The sequence below is a fragment of the Mesorhizobium sp. B2-1-3A genome (assembly GCF_006442655.1).
GTDB lineage: Bacteria > Pseudomonadota > Alphaproteobacteria > Rhizobiales > Rhizobiaceae > Mesorhizobium.
This window is the reverse complement of record NZ_VFWK01000001.1, coordinates 22,627-42,094: the sequence shown is the minus strand read 5'-3', so window position 1 is coordinate 42,094 and position 19,468 is coordinate 22,627. Positions and strand designations below refer to the sequence as shown.

General features: G+C 61.7%; 14 protein-coding genes and 1 pseudogene. 10 read left to right on the top strand and 5 right to left on the bottom strand.

Annotated features, from left to right (window positions below; genetic code table 11):
* Positions 1 to 21: 21 nt before the first annotated feature.
* Entirely contained in the window at positions 22 to 2,976 is a 2,955-nt protein-coding gene (locus FJ977_RS00210; protein WP_140767718.1) for a ribonuclease E/G, read from the bottom strand.
* Positions 2,977 to 3,629: 653 nt separating this feature from the next.
* Here FJ977_RS00210 and FJ977_RS00205 point away from each other — a divergent pair.
* The 7 genes and pseudogenes from FJ977_RS00205 to FJ977_RS00175 all read left to right on the top strand — a co-directional run bounded on the left by FJ977_RS00205 (position 3,630) and on the right by FJ977_RS00175 (position 11,542).
* On the top strand, positions 3,630 to 4,892 hold the full coding sequence (locus tag FJ977_RS00205) for an N-acetylmuramoyl-L-alanine amidase (protein WP_140767717.1): 1,263 nt from the start codon (positions 3,630 to 3,632) through the stop codon (positions 4,890 to 4,892).
* Between the two features lie 213 nt (positions 4,893 to 5,105).
* Complete coding sequence (locus tag FJ977_RS00200; protein ID WP_140767716.1) at positions 5,106 to 7,550, top strand: penicillin-binding protein 1A; 2,445 nt, start codon at positions 5,106 to 5,108, stop codon at positions 7,548 to 7,550.
* 126 nt (positions 7,551 to 7,676) lie between these two features.
* A protein-coding gene (prfB, locus tag FJ977_RS00195) for a peptide chain release factor 2 (protein ID WP_096445560.1) occupies positions 7,677 to 8,808 on the top strand; the annotation gives its coding sequence in 2 pieces (ribosomal slippage) (positions 7,677 to 7,742 and positions 7,744 to 8,808; 1,131 coding nt in all).
* A 309-nt stretch (positions 8,809 to 9,117) separates the two neighbouring features.
* A complete protein-coding gene (locus FJ977_RS00190; protein WP_140767715.1) occupies positions 9,118 to 9,495 on the top strand; it encodes a hypothetical protein in 378 nt (125 codons plus the stop codon).
* 109 nt (positions 9,496 to 9,604) lie between these two features.
* Positions 9,605 to 9,900: pseudogene (locus FJ977_RS00185) on the top strand (GFA family protein).
* A gap of 139 nt (positions 9,901 to 10,039) precedes the next feature.
* Positions 10,040 to 10,690 carry an OmpA family protein gene (locus FJ977_RS00180; protein WP_140767714.1) on the top strand — a complete coding sequence of 217 codons (651 nt, stop codon included), beginning with the start codon at positions 10,040 to 10,042 and terminating at the stop codon, positions 10,688 to 10,690.
* A 243-nt stretch (positions 10,691 to 10,933) separates the two neighbouring features.
* Positions 10,934 to 11,542 (top strand): hypothetical protein, encoded by a 609-nt coding sequence (locus FJ977_RS00175; RefSeq protein ID WP_140767713.1) that lies wholly within the window; start codon positions 10,934 to 10,936, stop codon positions 11,540 to 11,542.
* Between the two features lie 160 nt (positions 11,543 to 11,702).
* Here the strand turns inward: FJ977_RS00175 and FJ977_RS00170 are convergent, their stop codons facing one another.
* Positions 11,703 to 13,280, bottom strand: a complete 1,578-nt coding sequence (locus tag FJ977_RS00170; RefSeq protein WP_181179435.1) for a DEAD/DEAH box helicase — start codon at positions 13,278 to 13,280, stop codon at positions 11,703 to 11,705.
* Between the two features lie 192 nt (positions 13,281 to 13,472).
* The gene (locus tag FJ977_RS00165) at positions 13,473 to 14,246 is read right to left on the bottom strand and encodes an NAD kinase (protein WP_140767712.1); all 774 of its coding nucleotides are present in this window, start codon (positions 14,244 to 14,246) and stop codon (positions 13,473 to 13,475) included.
* A gap of 216 nt (positions 14,247 to 14,462) precedes the next feature.
* Here FJ977_RS00165 and FJ977_RS00160 point away from each other — a divergent pair, with 216 nt between their 5' ends.
* Both FJ977_RS00160 and FJ977_RS00155 read left to right on the top strand, forming a co-directional pair.
* Complete coding sequence (locus FJ977_RS00160) at positions 14,463 to 14,780, top strand: hypothetical protein (protein WP_246682794.1); 318 nt, start codon at positions 14,463 to 14,465, stop codon at positions 14,778 to 14,780.
* 223 nt (positions 14,781 to 15,003) lie between these two features.
* Positions 15,004 to 15,975 (top strand): NAD-dependent epimerase/dehydratase family protein, encoded by a 972-nt coding sequence (locus FJ977_RS00155; RefSeq protein WP_140767711.1) that lies wholly within the window; start codon positions 15,004 to 15,006, stop codon positions 15,973 to 15,975.
* A 36-nt stretch (positions 15,976 to 16,011) separates the two neighbouring features.
* On the opposite strand, the gene glf is transcribed toward FJ977_RS00155, so the two are convergent.
* Entirely contained in the window at positions 16,012 to 17,196 is a 1,185-nt protein-coding gene (gene glf, locus FJ977_RS00150) for a UDP-galactopyranose mutase (RefSeq protein WP_140767710.1), read from the bottom strand.
* Positions 17,197 to 17,218: 22 nt separating this feature from the next.
* The gene (locus FJ977_RS00145) at positions 17,219 to 18,139 is read right to left on the bottom strand and encodes a hypothetical protein (RefSeq protein ID WP_140767709.1); all 921 of its coding nucleotides are present in this window, start codon (positions 18,137 to 18,139) and stop codon (positions 17,219 to 17,221) included.
* Positions 18,140 to 18,328: 189 nt separating this feature from the next.
* Between FJ977_RS00145 and FJ977_RS00140 the strand changes: the two genes are divergently transcribed.
* Positions 18,329 to 19,255, top strand: coding sequence for a hypothetical protein (locus tag FJ977_RS00140; protein WP_140767708.1), 927 nt, complete (start codon positions 18,329 to 18,331; stop codon positions 19,253 to 19,255).
* The last annotated feature ends 213 nt before the right edge of the window (positions 19,256 to 19,468 follow it).

The following is a 19,468-nucleotide window of genomic DNA, read 5'->3' as shown; positions in this document are numbered from 1 at the left end:
CACTTCAACCAGTTGAAAGGCTTAGAAAAAGCCCTTCCGCTGCCACCAGCCGGCACGCTTCGGCTTTTCTTCGGTCTTGGCTTCCGGCTCACTGGCGACGGTCGAGGAAACCACAGGCACGACTGGTGCATCGATCGCCGCTGGCTTGCGTCGTGACGGCCGGGCCTTCGAGGGCTGTTCCTTGACGGCCGCAACCACTGTTTCCTCGGCGGCCGCCACGGGAGCCTCGGCCGGCGTTTCCACAGCCGCTTCGACAACGGCCGTCTCGACGGCGGCCTCGGCGGCTGCCTTCTTCGGCTTGGCTGCGCGACGCGGCTTCTTGGGCTTCTCGGTGCTCGGCACCTCTTCGCTCACCGCGGCTACCGGCTCTTCCGCCACAGCAGCAACAGCCACCGGCTCGATCGAGGCAGGCTCGCTCTCGGAAGCATCAGCTTCGGAAGGCTCGGTCGTTTCGCCGGCACTTGCCTCGGCCTCGCCTTCGCCGTCTTCGCGACGGTTGCGCTTGCCGCCGCGCTTGCCGCGCCGACGCTTTTTGCCCTGGCCGTCATCCGAAGCCTGCGCCGCCTCATCGGAGGCGCTGGCGGCGATCGGAGCGGCGGCGTCCGTTTCGGTGTCGTCATCGTCCGCCGCGTTTGCCGATTCGGCGAAATCGCCGGCCGGAGCCGAGGTGGATGAGCCATCCGTAGGAGCGCCATGTTCGCGATCGCGATCCCGGCCGCCGCGACGTCTGCGGCGCTTGCGGCGCTTGCGGTCGCGGCCTTCGCCGTCCTCGCCACCGACAGGCCGCGGCTGCTGGTTTTGCTGCGGCTGCTGGCGTGGCTGCTCGGCCTGGACCGATACCTCGTCATCTTCCTCGACGACGACAATCTCGTCCTCGGGCTCTTCCGGCTCGACATAGGCCGGCAGGCTGCGCACCTCTACAAAGCCCTCGGGCTTTTCAGCCAGGGCGCCGCGGAAGATCGCATAGTGCTGCGCGCCGACCGTGTCGTCGGCCTCGATGGTGATGGTCAGGCCGAAGCGGCTTTCCAGTTCCACCAACGTACCGCGCTTGTGGTTGAGCACGTAGAGCGCGGTCGCGGCCGGCGTGCGGACCGTGATGTGGCTGCGCGAATCCTTGAGCAGGAATTCCTCGATCGCCCGCACCACCATCAGCGCGACCGACGAATCGGACCTGACATGGCCGGTGCCGCCGCAATGCGGGCAGGGCTTCATGGTGGATTCCAGCACGCTGGCGCGGATGCGCTGGCGTGACATCTCCATCAGGCCGAAATGCGAGATGCGGCCGACCTGGATACGCGCACGATCGTTCTTGAGGTGATCCTTCAGCCGCTTCTCGACAGAGCGGTTGTTGCGGTTCTCCTCCATGTCGATGAAGTCGATGACGATCAGGCCGGCGAGATCGCGAAGCCTGAGCTGGCGGGCAACCTCTTCGGCCGCTTCCAGATTGGTGTGGAGTGCCGTGTCCTCGATCGAGTGCTCCTTGGTGGAGCGCCCCGAATTGACGTCGATGGCAACCAGCGCCTCGGTCTGGTTGATGATGATGTAGCCGCCGCTCTTCAGCGTCACCTGCGGCTGCAGCATGCGGTCGAGCTGCGCCTCGATACCGTTGCGCACGAAGATCGGCGTCGTGTCGCGGAACGGCTGAACCACCTTGGCGTGGCTCGGCATCAGCATGCGCATGAAGTCCTTGGCCTCGCGATAGCCTTCCTCGCCCGAGACAAGGATCTCGTCTATGTCCTTGTTGTAGAGGTCGCGTACCGAACGCTTGATCAGGCTGCCTTCCTCATAGACGAGGGCAGGGGCGGTGGACTGGAGCGTGAGATTGCGCACGTTCTCCCACAGCCGCATCAGATATTCATAGTCGCGCTTGATCTCGGCCTTGGTGCGGCTCTCGCCGGCGGTGCGCAGGATGACGCCCATGCCTTGCGGCACTTCGAGATCTGCGACAACCTCCTTCAGGCGCTTGCGGTCGACCGCGCTGGTGATCTTGCGGGAAATGCCGCCGCCGCGTGCCGTGTTGGGCATCAGCACCGAATAGCGGCCGGCAAGAGACAGATAGGTGGTGAGCGCGGCGCCCTTGTTGCCGCGCTCTTCCTTGACAACCTGCACCAGCAGGATCTGCCGGCGCTTGATCACTTCCTGGATCTTGTACTGGCGGCGCACCGGCTTGCGGCGATTGCGCACTTCTTCCAGCGCATCCTCGGCGCCGACCGATTCGACCTCGTGGTCATCCGGATGCGAGGACTGTACTTCCTCCAGCATGCCGCGGTCATTGTCGCCGGACGTTGCTTCAGTGCCCTGTTCCGTCTGCGGGACAGGTTCGGAAACCACGTCGCCTTCGACGGCGGCGGCTATCGATGTCGGGCCGCCCTCGCGGGTTTCGGCTTCGTCCTGCTCGGCGGAACCTTCATCATGGCCGGACGTATCGGCATGCTCCGACGTATCTGAATGTTCTGACGTGTCGGCTGTGTGTTCGATGATCTGGGAGGTGTGGGAGATCTCTTCGACAACGATGTCGCCATTGTCGCCGCCTTCACTCGGCTCGCCGGAGCCTTCGCCTGCCTCGCTCGCATCGCGCTTGTGCTCGGCCCGGTCACGGCTCTTGCCGCCGCGCCGGCGCCCGCGCCGGCCGCGATCGCGGCTCTGGCGGTCATCGCCGTCGCCGTCCTCGTCCTCTTCGTCCTCGGCCTCCTGCGCTTCGGCGCGCAGCAGTGCCTGACGGTCGGCGACCGGGATCTGGTAGTAGTCGGGGTGTATTTCACTGAAGGCGAGAAAACCGTGACGGTTGCCGCCATATTCGACAAAGGCTGCCTGAAGGGAGGGTTCGACGCGCGTTACGCGGGCGAGGTAGATGTTTCCTTTGAGCTGCTTCTTGTCCTGGGATTCAAAGTCGAATTCTTCGATACGGTTACCGCGTACGACGACAACTCGTGTTTCCTCCGGGTGGGAGGCGTCTATCAGCATTTTGTTGGGCATTATTTCGTTTCCCCCCGGCAGCCGTCAGCCGCAGCTGGCGGGGTAAAACCCGCTGCTGTGTGTCTGGATGAGAGTGGGTGCCGGATAATTGAATGTCCGCCGGACGGTGCCTGCGTGTCATGGCGGTGCCGCCCGCAGCCATACTGGCGCGGTTTGATGCGGACCTTTCCATGATTGCGCTTGAAGCCATCGTCACCAGCAGAACCTTTTGAACCAAAGCCCGGAAACCGGACCAGCTTGTTTGCTCGTACAGAGCCGGCACGGGAACAAACCCGGCCGTTTTCCTCACGCAGGCGATTCCCCCGCCACGGGAGCACACCTGCGAAATTCGTCGCAATCACTTGAAGCCTTTTCGCGTGAAGCGAAAGGAGCCGCCTTTCATCTAACCCTGTAGCAGGAAGCTGCGGAGGAGGGCGGTTCCAGGATTGCAGTGATCCACTATCGCTTTTATGATTTGGCGGGGTGGAAGGCAACCCCGATTTCCGATGCCGGCAAAAAGCAGTTCCGTAACGTAAGCCTGGTTCCGATCCTTGCGTGAAAAGGCTTGGTTAACCTTCTCTGGATACCAATCGTTAATCGAGTTCGCGGCCTAACCGGCACTTCGACGAAACGAGCGGGCGCCTGGCGCCAAACCGGGAGCGACTGGAAGAGAGATGGGACTGGCGGACTTCACAGACAAGGGATGTCGTGTTGGCGGCCGGATTCTCGGCGCCTTCTGTCTGCTGCTGCTGGTCGTGATTTCCCAGTCGTTTTCCTCCATTGCCAATGCCGCCGACGCGCCGCTCGTGGCCAAAGGCTACAAGATGGCGGGCGATGCCACCAAGATGCGTATCGTCGTGGATTTCGATCGCGAGCCGGACATCAAGTGGTTCCTGCTGCGCGGACCCAATCGCCTGGTCATCGACCTGGCGAATACCAGGCTGGCGATCGACGCCAAGGACTTGAAGCCGCGCGGCCTGGTCAAGAGTGTGCGCCTGGGCGAGCTCGGCGAGGGCGTTTCTCGGCTGATCCTCACCGGCAAGGGACCGTTCGCGGTCGACAAGCTGGATGTGCTCAAGAATGAAGACGGAACCGGCTACCGCATTGCCATCGACATGTCGGCCGCCTCCGAACGTGAGTTCGACGCCGCCCTTGCCAACCAGGCGCTGACCACCGGCTCGACGGTTTCGACCGACAAGGGCGGACGGGTCGGCACCGGGCCGGTCTCCAATCCGGGCCATCGCTTCACCGTCGTCATCGATCCCGGCCATGGCGGCGTCGACGGCGGAGCCGAGGGTCTGAACGGTACGATCGAGAAGAATGTGACGCTGGCCTTCGCCACGGAGCTGCGCGACAAGCTCACGGCGATCGGCAAATACGATGTCTTCATGACGCGCGACACCGATGAGTATCTGCGTCTGGACGACCGTGTGCGCATTGCCCGCCAGCATGAGGCCGATCTGCTGATTTCGATCCATGCCGATACGATCAGCGTCAAGGGCATCCGCGGCGCCACCGTATATACGGTCTCCGACAAGGCATCCGATCCCGAGGCGCAGGCGCTTGCCGACCGCGAGAATCTCTCGGACCAGTTTGCCGGTATGGTCATCAAGGACGATAACAAGGAAGTGACCGACATCCTGATCGACCTGATCCGCCGCGAGACGCACACCTTCTCGATGAGTTTCGCGCACACGCTGGTCGGCCAGCTTTCGACCAGCGTCGGCCTCATCAACAATCCGCAGCGTTCGGCGGGATTCAAGGTGCTGAAGGCGCCGGACGTGCCATCCGTGCTGGTCGAACTCGGCTATCTCTCGAATGCCAAGGACGAGGCGCAACTGCTCGACGCCGAATGGCGCGGCAAGGCCGCACAAAGCATCACCAACGCCGTTGCGCTGTTCGCTTCCGCTCGTGCCGGAACGGGGACCGGAGGTTGACATGCCTGGCGGCGCCTGCAACCTAAGGCGGCGTTGCTGGATGACAACACCCGGTGCCTTTATTTCCGGCTCGAGGTCATGAAAGCAAGCCTTGCCGTATTTTGTCCACATGGTGGCGACATGGGTTTTCGATTACGGATTGGGACCGGTTCGAAAGCTTGCGTGGAAGGCGGCTTCGTTTAGGAAATTCCCGAACCAAGGACTGGAGCGGGTATGATTCGTCTCATTGGCTATTTCTTCGGCATCGGCACGACGCTGGCCCTTCTGGTCGCGGCGGGCGTTGCCCTGTACATCGGCCATGTCGCAAAGGATCTGCCCGACTACGAAGTGCTCGCCAAATACGAGCCGCCGGTCACCACCCGCATCCATGCCTCGGACGGCTCGCTGATGGCGGAGTATGCGCGCGAACGGCGCCTGTATCTGCCGATCCAGGCTATCCCGGACCGTGTCAAGGCGGCCTTCCTGTCCGCTGAGGACAAGAACTTCTACAGCCATCCTGGTGTCGACATAACGGGGTTGGGTAGAGCGGTGCTCACTTACGTTTCGGGTGGACCGATGCAGGGTGGTTCGACGATCACCCAGCAGGTTGCCAAGAACTTCCTGCTCACCAACGAGCGCTCCCTGGAACGCAAGGTCAAGGAGGCCATCCTTTCCTTCCGCATCGAACAGGCTTACCCGAAGGATCGCATCCTCGAACTCTATCTCAACGAGATTTTCTTCGGCTTCAACGCCTATGGCGTGGCCGGCGCCGCGCTGACCTATTTCGACAAATCGGTGAACGAACTGACCGTGGCTGAGGCCGCGTATCTGGCATCGCTGCCGAAAGGTCCGGCCAACTACAATCCTTTCAAGCACGCCGATCGGGCGATCGAGCGGCGCAACTGGGTCATCGGCCAGATGGTCGAGAATGGTTATGTGACGCCCGAAGAGGGTGCCAAGGCCAAGGCCGAGCCGCTTGGCGTTTCGCCGCGGCGCGCCGGCTCCTATCTTTTCGCCGGCGAGTATTTCACCGAAGAGGTTCGTCGGCAGATCATCGCCCGCTACGGCGAGAATGCGCTCTATGAGGGCGGCCTCTCCATTCGCACCACCCTCGACCCCAAGGTCCAGCTCATTGCCCGCAGGGCGATGCAGAACGGCTTGATGAAATACGACACGCTGCGCGGTTATCGCGGGCCGATGAAGACGATCGACGTATCCGGCGACTGGGGCGTGGCGCTGGGCGCCGTCAAGGGCCTGGAAGACGTTCCCGAATGGTCGCTGGCCGTTGTGCTCGACAGCTCCGCGACTGGCTTGTCGATCGGCCTGCAGCCCGCACGTCAGGCGTCGGGCGACATCGTCAAGGAACGCGTCGAGGGCACCGTCAGCAAGGACGACATGGGTTTTGCCATGCGCCATCTGGTCGATGGCAAGACCGTCAAGGCCAAGTCGCCGGCCGACGTGCTGAAACCGGGCGACGTGATCTTCGTGCAAAAGAACGAAGGTTCCGACACTGCCTACAGCCTGCGCCAGGTTCCCGAGGTGGAAGGCGGCCTGATCGCCATGGATCCGCATACCGGCCGCGTGCTGGCCATGGTCGGCGGCTTCTCCTATTCGCAGTCGGAATTCAACCGCGCCACCCAGGCGATGCGCCAGCCGGGCTCCTCGTTCAAGCCGATCGTCTATTCGGCGGCACTGGACAATGGCTATACGCCGGCCTCGGTGATCATGGACGGACCGATCACCATCCAGAGCGGCAACACGACCTGGACACCGAAGAACTATGACGGCACCGTCGCCGGGCCGGCAACGCTGCGCTCCGGCATCGAGAAGTCGCGCAACCTGATGACCGTGCGGCTTGCCAACGACATGGGCATGAAGCTGGTCGTCGAATATGCCGAGCGCTTCGGCGTCTACGATCATCTGGCGCCGTATCTGCCGATGGCGCTGGGCTCCGGCGAGACGACCGTCATGCGCATGGTTTCGGCCTATTCGATCATGGCTAATGGCGGCAAGTCGATCAAACCATCGCTGATCGATCGCATCCAGGATCGCTACGGCAAGACCGTGTTCAAGCAGGATGAGCGTGGCTGCGAAGGCTGCAACGCGCCTGAGTGGAAGAATCAGCCGGAACCGGAACTGGTCGACAATTCCGAGCAGGTGCTCGATCCGATGACTGCCTACCAGATCACCTCGATGATGGAAGGCGTGGTGCAACGCGGCACCGGCGCCACCATCGGGGAACTGGGACGGCACATCGCCGGCAAGACCGGTACCACCAACGACGAAAAGGACGCCTGGTTCATCGGCTATACACCGAACCTCGTGGTTGGCCTGTACATGGGCTACGACACGCCGCGCGGCCTTGGCCATGGCGCCACCGGTGGCGGTCTCGCCGCCCCGATCTTCAAGGACTTCATGCGTGTGGCGCTGGACGGCACGCCCAATGTCGACTTCAAGGTGCCGGACGGCATGAATCTGATCGCCATCAACCGCAAGACCGGCATGCGTGCCACGTCGGGCGATCCGGGCACCATCATCGAGGCCTTCAAGCCGGGCACCGGTCCGGCCGACAGCTATTGGGTGATCGGCATGGGTGCCGACGGCTCCAACGCATCGGGCGGCGCACTGTCGCCGCAGGCGAACCAGGCCATCCAGGACGGCGGCGGCGGCCTCTACTGACGGGGCTCGATGCAGCCTGTTGGGCTGGCCTGGGGCCGGCCCATTTCGCTTTACACATGGCGACGCCGTCCCTATGTATCGCGCCGACCCAAGCGTCACTTCAGCAACAGGACGAAATACCAGGCCATGCGCGCGGAAACGCAGAATATTGTCGACGAGATCAGGCAGGCGATAACCCTGCTGAGGAGGCATCTTTGACTGGGATCAGGCCATAAAGCGGCTTGAATACCTGAATGTGCGGGCCGAGGACGCCAGCCTCTGGAACGAACCGCTGGAAGCCCAGAAGCTGATGCGCGAACGCCAGGGCCTCGAGGAAGGCATCGCGGCGGTCAAGGGCCTGACGCAGGCGCTGGAAGACAATATCGGCTTGATCGAGCTTGGCGAGGAAGAAGGCGACGAGGGCGTCATCGCCGAGGCCGAAGCGGCAATCCGATCGATGCAGGGCGAGGCGAAGGCCCGCCAGGTCGAAACGCTGCTGTCGGGTGAAGCGGACGCCAACGACACCTATCTCGAAGTTCATGCCGGCGCCGGCGGCACCGAGAGCCAGGACTGGGCCTCGATGCTGTTGCGCATGTACACGCGCTGGGCCGAGCGCCGCCGCTTCAAGGTCGAGGTGCTGGAAGTGCATGATGGCGAAGAGGCCGGCATCAAATCCGCTACGCTCTTGATCAAGGGCCACAATGCCTATGGCTGGCTGAAGACGGAATCGGGCGTCCACCGCCTGGTGCGCATTTCGCCCTATGACAGCAATGCGCGTCGCCATACGTCCTTCTCCAGCATCTGGGTCTATCCAGTCGTCGATGATAGGATCGAGATCGATGTTTCGGAATCGGATGTGCGCATCGACACCTATCGCTCGTCGGGTTCCGGCGGCCAGCATGTCAACACCACCGATTCGGCCGTGCGCATCACCCATATCGCCACCGGCATAGCGGTCGCCTGCCAGGCTGAGCGTTCACAGCATAAGAACAAGGCCAAGGCCTGGGAGATGCTGCGCTCGCGGCTCTACGAGGAAGAGCTGAAGAAGCGTGAGGCCGTCGCCAACGCTACCGAAGCCTCGAAAAGCGACATCGGTTGGGGCCACCAGATCCGTTCCTACGTGTTGCAGCCCTATCAGTTGGTCAAGGATCTGCGCACCGGCGTCGAAAGCACCAGCCCGTCAAGCGTTCTCGATGGCGACCTCGACGACTTCATGGAAGCCTCGCTGTCGCAACGCATCGAGGGCGGCGCCGGCGAGGCCGTGGCGGATCTGGACTAGCCCGTCCGCCACTGACCTGGGTTGCGATGGCTTGCACCTTCTTCAGGAGGAAGCGGGCCATCGCCGAAGATCTGCCCTGCCTGTTAACGGCAGGTAGTTGCTGCCTTGCTCGGCCAGGCAACAGCTGCGCGTCTCATGCAGCAATTTCTTGCGCCGACTCACATTTCGGCTCACCTTCGAGGGCAGGAAGAGACAAAAGCATTTATGGCCGGTCGCGGCATATCTGCTGACGATTTGGCCGCTGGGAAGACACGTTCCGGGAACGGGCAAGCAAGAAACGCTTGAACCTCGTTTGAAAGGAACGTTCCCATGTTTGCCGCCAATTCCAGATCGGCCATCGCCGTTCCATCGGTTGGCCAGCTTGTCATTCCCCTGTGCGCGGCGTGTGTGATCGCGCTTCTGTCGGTGCCTGCCTTGGCGCATGACGCCAAGCCGACCGCGGCCAAGCCGCAAGGCTGGAGATATCCGTTCGCCTGCTGCGCGAACTACGACTGCCATGAGGTGTCGCAGACTTCGATCAGCGAGCGCCCGGAAGGCTATGTCATCAAGGACACCGGGGAGGTGCTGGCTTACAGCGACAGACGTATCAAGGATTCGCCCGACGGCGAATTTCATTGGTGCGCGCATGAGGCCGGGCTCGATGCCGGCAAGACCATCTGCCTGTTCGTGCCGCCATCGTCCTACTAGGATTTCCGGCCGGCTGGTCAGGCGTGGAGCCTGCTGACGGACAGTTGTCAGGATCGCTTCTTTATGGTGCCCTGCCGCATGGGCGGCGGACAACGGAGAGGTTACGTCGATGACCATCAAGGGAAGCTGCCATTGCAAGGCGACGACATTCGAGGTTTCAGAGGCACCGCGGACGGTGACGCAGTGCACCTGTTCGTTCTGCTCGAAACGCGGCTCGCTCTGGGCCTACTACACCCCATCGCAGTTCAAGCTCATCACGCCACTGAAAAACGTTGCCTTCTATATTGGTCGACCGGCGAGCCGGATTTCGACAATCCCAAGATCAGCATCAATTCGCGGCTGTTCGATGATTTCGATCTCGACAAGGTCGAAGTGGTGGTCATTGACGGCAAGAATCTCTGGTAGCCGCCAAGGCGACTGACCCTGGGAAAAGCCGTCGCGGGCGTTTTTCCTGTTCCGCTTTTCGCCGCAATTCATGTTACAAGTCGCGGGAAGGGTTGATTTGGCGCCGTCGAAAAAGGCGCGACTTGGAGAGGGATCATTTATGAAGAAGACCGTGCTCGTCGTCATGGCGACGGCTTTGCTCGTGAGCGCCTGCACCACCACCGATCCGTATACGGGCGACCAGAAGATTTCCAACACGGCCGCTGGTGCCGGTCTCGGCGCCCTGGCAGGTGCGAGCCTCGGTCTGCTTGCCGGCGGCAATGACCGCCGCAACGCGCTGATTGGCGCTGGCATCGGTGCGCTGGCCGGTGGCGCCATCGGCGCGACGATGGATCAGAACGAGGCGGAATTGCGCCGGCAGCTCCAGGGCACCGGCGTCAGCGTCACCCGCAGCGGCGACCAGATCATCCTCAACATGCCGTCCGACATCACCTTCAATGTCGATCAGGATGCGGTGAAGCCCGGCTTCTACCCGGTGCTGAATTCCGTTGCGCTGGTGCTGAAGAGGTTCCGCCAGACGACCGTCGATGTGTTTGGCCACACCGATTCGACGGGCGGTGAGCAGCACAATTTCGATCTGTCGCAGCGCCGTGCGCTGGCGGTCGCCAACTATCTGTCCGGGCAGGGCGTCGATCAGCGCCGCTTCGCCGTCACCGGCTTCGGCAAGACGCGTCCGATCGCATCCAACGCGACGGCCGAAGGCCGCGCCCAGAACCGGCGCGTCGAGATCCAGCTGTCGCCGCTCACCTGATTGTTCGGCAAGTGAATGCGAAACGGCCCCCACGGGGGCCGTTTTTGTTTGAGGGGACTTAGGCGCTCCTCAGATTGGCGTGCCTGAGAATTAGCTAGTTCTAAATAACAGCTTTCCCACAGGCCTGGAAAGGAATAGCATCATTGCTGTTCCAGAGGGGATGAGGCGGTACAACTGGCCGCGCAATCAAACATTTTCCCGCCTCGGTCTTGCACGGCCAGATGAAATATCTGGGAGGAATGCATGACAAGAACAGCTCGCCTTGGGCGTTGCGGCGTCCTCGTATTGGCCGGCCTTCTCGGCGTATCGTTTGACGCTGCCACGGCCCAAGCCGAAGAAGCCAACAAGGCCGATATCGAAGCCTTGAAGAAGTCATTGGCCAAGTATGAAGACTACACCGCAGCTGTCCGCGACCTTTATCTGTCGACCGTTGGGTGCGTCTATTATGGCGGCGAAAAGATATCCGGCGCGATGTTTTATCCGAAAGGGGCCATGGGCATCCATTTTGTCAACGTCCCAAGTGTCGGCCAGAAACTCGACCCGATGAAGCCCAACGTCCTGATCTACGAGCCGACCAAGAAGGGTCTGAAATTGGTCGGCGTGGAATGGCTGGTGCCGCTGACGCCGGATACCAAAGAGCCGCCGAAGCTGTTTGGCCAAACCTTCATGGGGCCGATGGAGGGACACTATCCGCTCATCCCGAGGGAGTTCGTCCACTACGATCTTCACGCCTGGCTGTTCAGGGACAATCCGAACGGCATGTTCAGTCCAACGAACCCGAACGTGAAATGCAACAAGGCCGAGTTTCCGATGCTGGAGAAACCGACCAAGATGATGCCCGGGCCAATGTAGCAGGCGAGCCAGGCCAACCGATGGCGTCCAGCAATGACGCCGGTTTCAGCAGGGCGACATGCATGAAGCGCGTCGTCCAGGCCGGTTCGAACCGATGCACGTTTGGAGTTCGCCCAAGGGGCATGCCGGCTGGCCGGCGTGCCCTCGAAAGCGGTCTGGATTATACCTTGGCGACGATGCGCATGAAGGCCGGCATGTCGTCGCCAAAGCCCACGGTGGTGTCGTTGTCTTCCTGCCGGTGGCGGGCAGGGCGGTTGCCATCGCGCTGCGGCCTGGTGTCGCCCCGTTCCGGCGCACGATCCGTGGAGCTTTTGCGCTCGCTGTTTTCCGAGCGGATCGCATCCTTGCGCGCGCGCCGCTCGCCGATATCGGCGACGGCCGTCTCAGCCACATCGGGCTGTTCCTGCTGTGCGACTACCGGAGAGGCCTCTTCCTCGCCATGTCTGGCGCGACGTTCGCCGCCCTTCTTGCGCTCGCCCCTGTCCTTGCGGTCATCGTCCTTGCGGCCGGCGCGGCGCGGCGCGCCTTTGCCCCGGCGCGGCGCATCGTCTTCACCTTCGCTGGCGACCACGGTCGACAGGTCACCGTCATGCCACTCGATCTTGTTGCCGATCAGCCGTTCGATGGCGTCGATATACTTGGTGTCGGACTTGGTCGCGATGGTGAAGGATTTGCCGGAACGTCCGGCGCGTCCGGTGCGGCCGATGCGGTGGACATAATCCTCGGCATGGATCGGCACGTCATAGTTGAAGACGTGGCTGACATCGGGGATGTCGAGGCCGCGCGCGGCGACGTCCGAAGCCACGAGATAGCGAAGCTTGCCGTCACGGAAATTGGCGAGCATCTGCATGCGGGCACGCTGGTCCATGTCGCCATGCAGGGCGCCGGCATCGAAATCGTATTTCAGCAGCGAGCGGAACAGTTCCGACACCTCGACCTTGCGGTTGCAGAAGATGATGGCGTTCTTCAGTTCCGCGTCCTCGGCCCGTATCAGGTTGCGCAGCGTCTCGCGCTTGTCCCACGGCTTCGAACCGGACTTCACCAGCCGCTGGGTGATGCTGGTGGCGGTGGAGGCTGCCTTGGAGACTTCGACACGCACCGGCGCGTGCAGGAATTTCTCCGTCAGCTTGGTGATTTCCGGCGGCATGGTCGCCGAGAAGAACAGCGTCTGCCGGGTGAACGGGATCATCTCGCAGATGCGCTCGATATCGGGAATGAAGCCCATGTCGAGCATGCGGTCGGCCTCGTCGATGACGAGGATCTCGACGCCATTGAGCAAAAGCTTGCCGCGCTCGCGGTGGTCGAGCAGGCGGCCGGGCGTCGCGATCAGCACGTCGGCGCCGCGCTCCAGCTTCTTGTCCTGTTCGTCGAACGATACGCCGCCGATCAGAAGCGCGATGTTGAGCTTGTGGTTCTTGCCGTATTTGACGAAGTTCTCCTCGACCTGCGCGGCAAGCTCACGTGTCGGCTCCAGGATCAGGGTGCGCGGCATACGGGCGCGGGCGCGCCCCTTTTCCAGCCGGGTTAGCATCGGCAGCACAAAGGAGGCGGTCTTGCCGGTGCCGGTCTGGGCTATGCCCAGCACATCCTTGCCGAGCAAGGCGTGCGGGATGGCACCGGCCTGAATCGGAGTCGGCTGCGTATAGCCGGCATCGGTAACTGCGGAAAGCACCTTCGGCGACAGGCCGAGGTCTGAAAAGGTCAACGCTTCTTGAGCGATCGTGGTGTCTGAGGACAAGTGTTGTTGTCTTTGGCTGGTTCGGGGAGGCGCAACGTTATTCGTCGCGGCAAGCGCCACGCGCTTGCAAGATTGGCATTGCGATTAGGCGCAAGTCCGCGATTTGTCAACAGAAACGGGCGGGATTGGTGCGATTGTGAACTTGTAACCTTAATCGCTATGCCTAATCCGGCCGCTTGTCTGTGTGCCGGCTCAGTAACGGAACTGTTCGGCCAGGATGCGCTCGTTCCAGGAATGATTGGGATCGAACAGCAGGGTCGCCGTTGCTGTCGGCGACTCGCGAACCGTTACGGAGGTCACCGCCTTGACCTCCGTATGGTCGGCGGCGGCGTTCACCGGCCGCTTTTCCGGCTCCAGAATGTCGAAGCGCACGGTCGCCTTGTTGGAGAGCAATGCGCCACGCCAGCGGCGCGGGCGAAACGGGCTGACCGGCGTGAGCGCCAGCAGTGGGGCGTCGAGCGGCAGGATCGGCCCGTGCGCGGAAAGATTGTAGGCGGTCGATCCGGCCGGCGTCGCGATCATCACGCCATCGCAGTTCAGCTCTTCGAGCCGTATCTGCTCATCGATGGTAATGCGAATCTTTGCCGTCTGGTAGGACTGGCGCCAAAGCGCCACCTCGTTGATCGCCAGTGCGGATACCGTTTCACCCTCCGAGGTGACGGCTTGCATCTCCAGCGGGCGGATCGTCTCGGCGACGGCGGCCGCGATGCGTTCGGTGAGGCCGCCGGAACGATACTCGTTCATCAGGAAACCGATGGTGCCACGGTTCATGCCGTAGACTTTCCTCCCCGTCCCCATCGTGTCGCGCAGGGTCTGCAGCAGGAACCCGTCGCCGCCCAGAGCCACGACTACCCCGGCATTGGCGACCGGACATTGGCCATAACGGGCCGACAGGCTCTCCAGCGCAGCCTTGGCGTCTGCTGTGTCGGACGAGACGAAGGCGATGCTGTTGGCGGCTGTGCTCATGGCTCCCCGATCGCGACCGATTGGCGGCGGCGGGTCTGGCCGCGCCAGCGCCGGGGTAGCATGGTGCGGGTAGGTCTGCAAAGGGAGCCGTCGTGCCAGCCGGCAAGGCCATGCCGCGACGGCATCGCCCGGACCGGCAGGTCGCGCTTGATGTCATGGCTTGAGCGAATGTGATGGTTAAGAGGGGGCTTAAGCTCTCGTAAAGCCCGATCGATCATGTTAGCCGGCATGGGTGGCGTGGGGCGCCCGCAGCATCGCTGTATCCTTCGGGAGACCAAGAGGGCGCTGTGGCACTTTTGTTTTGTGCGCAAGATCTCCTGGATGATTCCGGTCTTGGGGGGCACGCACCAGCCAGACGAGGCCGACATATTGCCGGTAACACGCCTGATCATCGTCTTTGTCATGCTGGGTAGCTTCGCGCTGATCTTCGCCGAGCTTGTGCGCCAGTCCGAAGAATTGAGCATCAGACCACAGCCAACGGCGTCGCGCTGCGGCGATGCCGCGGGAACGCCTTGCCCGCAAAAGGCACTGTAACCGGCGAAAATACGCTTACCGATCCGCGCCATATATCCGGCGATGGTTCATCTTCGGACAGCCGGCCACCAATTGGCGCGGAACAAGTTTGATCGCTGCAATTGCGGCATCGATGAAAGCACTGCTAGAAGTCCCACGGATCTGGATAGGACATGGTTCCCATAGTTCTGGGAAACGGGCCTATCCGGGGCGTTGAACAAAGAGTTTCTGGAGGGGAGTGCGCATGCCACGCAGCGTGTTGGTTTCTGGTGGCTGCGGCTTCATTGGTTCCCATCTTGTCGATCGCCTGCTGCGGCGCGATGATTTGGAAACGCTTGTTGTCGTCGACAATCTGTGGACCGGATTGCAAGATAACATTGCCCATGTCTCGGACCCGCGGTTCAGCCTGCGGATTGCCGATGCCGAAAGCTTCACCGCCAGCCGGCATTTTGACGAGATCATCCATCTGGCGTCACCGGCTTCGCCCGTGTGGTATATGCGCGAGCCGGCGCGCACGATTAGGGCCAACATAGGCGGCGCGCTCAATCTTCTGTCGCTGCTCAAGCCCGGCGGTCGCTTCTGCTTCACCTCGACTTCGGAAGTCTATGGCGATCCCCTGGTCTCGCCGCAGCCGGAGACCTATCGAGGATCCGTGGACTGCACCGGGCCACGGGCCTCATATGACGAGAGCAAGCGCTGCACCGAGGCGCTGCTGTTCGAAGAACAACGCGTCAACGGACTCGATGTGCGCGTCGTCAGGCTGTTCAACACCTATGGGCCGCGAACGCGCATCGATGATGGCCGCGCCGTTTCGAATTTTGTCAGCCAAGCGCTGACCACGGGAATCCTGACCGTCTATGGCGATGGCTCCCAATCGCGCAGTTGGGGCTACATCGACGACATCGTCGACGGGTTGGAGCGGTTCTTCTGGCGCGACGGCATCTCGCACCGGGGGCCCTTGAACATCGGCAACAATCGCGAGGTCTCGGTTCTCGAGACCGCGAAATTCGTCAGTTCGCTTGTTCCGGGCAGCCGCATCGAACACCGTGCGCCTGCCCCGCAGGATCCAACAAACCGGTGCCCTGACCTGACCATGGCAAGACAGGTGCTTCCCGATTGGGAGGCAAAAACCGGCTACCAGGAGGGGATCCAGCGCACCTTCGAATGGTTCCGCCGGCAGATTGCGACTAACGCCAGATCGGTGGCGTCAGCCTGAGAGCCTGACGCTTTTTACGAGTTCAGGCCCGACCCGTCATAGCGACCGTGAGACCGAATCGAGCTTGCCGGCAAAGTAGGGTTCAAGCACGGTTTCGAAGGCCTTCAAGGCTGCGCCGATCGCCTGGTGCATGTCGAGATACCGGTAGGTGCCCAACCGTCCGCCGAGATGCAGGTTGTTCTCGGCGGCCGCCCGTTCGAGATAGCGACGGTAAACCGCCTGATCCCGGCGTGTGTCGATCGGATAGTAGGGCTCGTCGGCGCGGCCGGCAAAACGGGAATACTCGCGGCCGATGAGTGTCTTGTCGCTCTTGTGCTGGCGTTCCGGATTGAAATGCCGGAATTCGACCACGCGGGTGTAGGGCACGGCTTCGTCGGCATAGTTCATGATGGCCGTGCCCTGATGATCCGTGGTGTCCATGACCTCGAGATCGATGTCGATGGTCCGCCAGCCGAGCTCGCCCTCCGAATAGTCGAAATAGCGGTCGATCGGACCGGTGTAGACGACCGGGAGGTCTTTCGGCAGCAAGGGTTTGATATCGAAAAAATCGACGCCAAGCCGGGTCTCGATGAGCTCGTGCCCGAGCATTTTTTCGAAGATCGCCGTATAGCCATTCACCGGTTGGCCCTGGAAGCGGTCGTTGAAGTAGCCATCCTCGAACGTGTAGCGGACCGGCAGACGGGCGATGATCTGCGCCGGCAGTTCGCGCGGATCGGTCTGCCATTGTTTGGCGGTGTAGCCCTTGATGAAAGCCTCGTAGAGCGGACGGCCGACGAGGGAGATCGCCTTTTCCTCGAGATTGGCCGGCGGGCGATCACCAAGCTCCGCCGCCTGTCCTGTGATCATGCTGCGCGCCTCGTCCGGGCTCAGCCGCTTGCCGAAGAACTGGCAGATCGTGGCAAGGTTGATCGGCAGCGGATAGACCTTGTCGCGATAGGTCGAAAACGCACGGTGGCGATAGGCCGTGAAGCCGGTGAAGGCGCGCAGGTAATTCCAGACCTCTTCGTTGGATGTGTGGAACAGATGCGGCCCGTAGCGGTGGATCTCGACGCCGGTGGCGGGATCCTGTTCGGTGTAGGCATTGCCGCCGATATGCCGGCGCCGGTCGATCACCAGCACGCGCCGGCCGAGTTGCGTGGCGATGCGCTCGGCGAGCGTCGCGCCATAAAAGCCCGCGCCGACAATGAGGATATCGGCCTTGCTGAGCAGGTTCTTGTCCATTCGCGGATCTGCCGACTTATGGTTAGAGTTTGATCTGAGACAGTTCGACCGGCTTGGAGTACTGCCTGCGCAGCAGGTGCCAAAGTCGCCTTTTCCACTTGTGCACCTGACGAAAGGCACTTCGGCCCAGAACATAGTCAGCCACCATGCGCAAGCCGATAATCGGCCGCGATCGCCAACGCCTGCCTTTGAGGTCAACGGCCTCGTAAGACAGGGGAAAGAACTCGCCAAATCCATATCGCAACCCCAGTTGGCGGAGTTCCGACTCCGCCGTGTGGCCGGACCCGAGCATCGTGGTAGCCAAGTGAACTCCCACTGGCCGCGTGTGGCGGACAGGTAGGGCGTCGAATACGGCTGATCTTCCAAGGTTTCGTACGGCAAGCCGCGTCCACAAGGAGTCGAGACCGAAACCGCCCATGGAGTGTTCGAAAAGCGGTAGCATCTTGGCCACGGTGTCGGTCCTTATGCAGGGAGCCATGACCTCGATCTTGTCGACCAGGCGAAATTCGAAACTCTTGCAGCGAAGAAACGGCAGGTGGGTGTAGTAGCTATCCAGCGTCAGTGCCGGCTGGCCGACGTGCAGGTCGAACCGGCGCATACTGACGAACAAAGCTTCGATGGTCGCCCGGTCGGCCTCGATATCGTCGTCCGGGAACCAGATATATCGGTAGTGATCTAGCAGTTCGGGCCGCTCTGAGAACAGAGCGTGTATGCCGTCCCATTTTCCGCCTTTGTAATCGACACGGTTTTCACAGGGCAGACGGAAAGCTGACGGATCGCTGCCGTAGTAGCTGACGATCAAATCGAATTCACATCGGGGATCGTCCGCCCCCCATCCGCGATGGAGAGAGTTGTCATCGGCCCTGACGACGACGAGATTGCGGCAGGTAGCGTTCGTCATGGCCCCGCTGTCGGCATTTATGCCTTGGTCCAATACTGTCATGGCGAGCCCCTACACCAAAGCCGGATGAATGCGAAGAGCTGCGGGCTGTGAGGGAATTGGCCGTCCGGCAGCGGAACGCGCCGTGATCTTGCCACTCGGCGGGAATCTGGATTCGTCATACGAAAGGTTCTAGGCTCGCCATCGGCTGTAAAGCTGATCAAAACACGCGCCCATTGCTGGCAGGACCTCATGAAGCTGATTGTTGTGACCCCGGCAGGCCGCGAGAAATATCTGCGCCTGCTCAGCCACCATGTTCTGAAAAGTCCTGAGGTGCACGAATGGCATCTGTGGGACAATTGCCGCAACGAAGCCGACCGGGCCTATCTCCAGCGATTGGCTGCCAGCGATCCGCGCTGCAAGATAAAGACGCTTCCCAGCGCCGACGGCAGCATCGATGTCATCGGCAGGTTCTTTCGCTTCTGTGACGACGCCGACGCTCTCTATCTGCGCCTCGACGATGATGTGGTTTTTCTGGAGGAGGGCTTCCTTCCCAGATTCAAGGCGCGGGCCTTGGCGGAAAAGGGAGCGGCCCTCTGGTATGCGCCGCTCATCATCAACAATGCGGTCTGCAACAGCTTGATCAAGAATCTTTCCAGGGTTCTGATCGAAGGACCGCTCACCTGCCAGGCGATGTGTCCCTATTCCTGGGCTCATGCAAGCTTTCCAGAGGCGCTTCATCCGGTCTTCATCGAGGCTGTCCGGACGAACCGGCTGGGTGATTTCCGTGTGCCCGACCGGGAAGTCAGGCTGGGGCGCTTCTCGATCAACGCGATCGGGTTTTTCGGGTCGGATATCCTGGAGATCGGCGAGCTTTTCTTCCCGCCGGGAAATGACGAGGAGGAATGGCTGTCAGTGACCTTGCCGACGAAGCTCGATCGGCCGGGAAAGGTTTTCGGCGATCTGGTCGCCGCGCATTTCAGCTTCTTCACCCAGGAGCAGCGTCTGCTGCAGACCAGCATCCTTGACGACTATTATGCGCTCGCCGGCCTGCCGGCTCCGCTTTACGAGAAGCCGGTTGTCCAAACGAGATTGAAGGACCGTCTGAGGCCGTGGCGCAAGCCAAGGAACCGCGGTCCGGACTATCGGATTTCACTTCCCGCCAGCAGGGATGGCTGAAGTCCCGCGCTGCCTTCGTCCGCTCCTCACTGTGTAGACCATGCCGTGTGACCGGCAGTGGCGTGGCAATGCCGATGAAAAGATATTGACTGTATAGTTAGTTATAATCTAGCTTCAGGCGAACGACCGAGTTGGCCAGCTGGTATCCGCAGTGAATGGCCGCGAAGAGGGGAATTTTAACAGCCAGTCGGCTCGCCATGGGCCGAAAGGCAT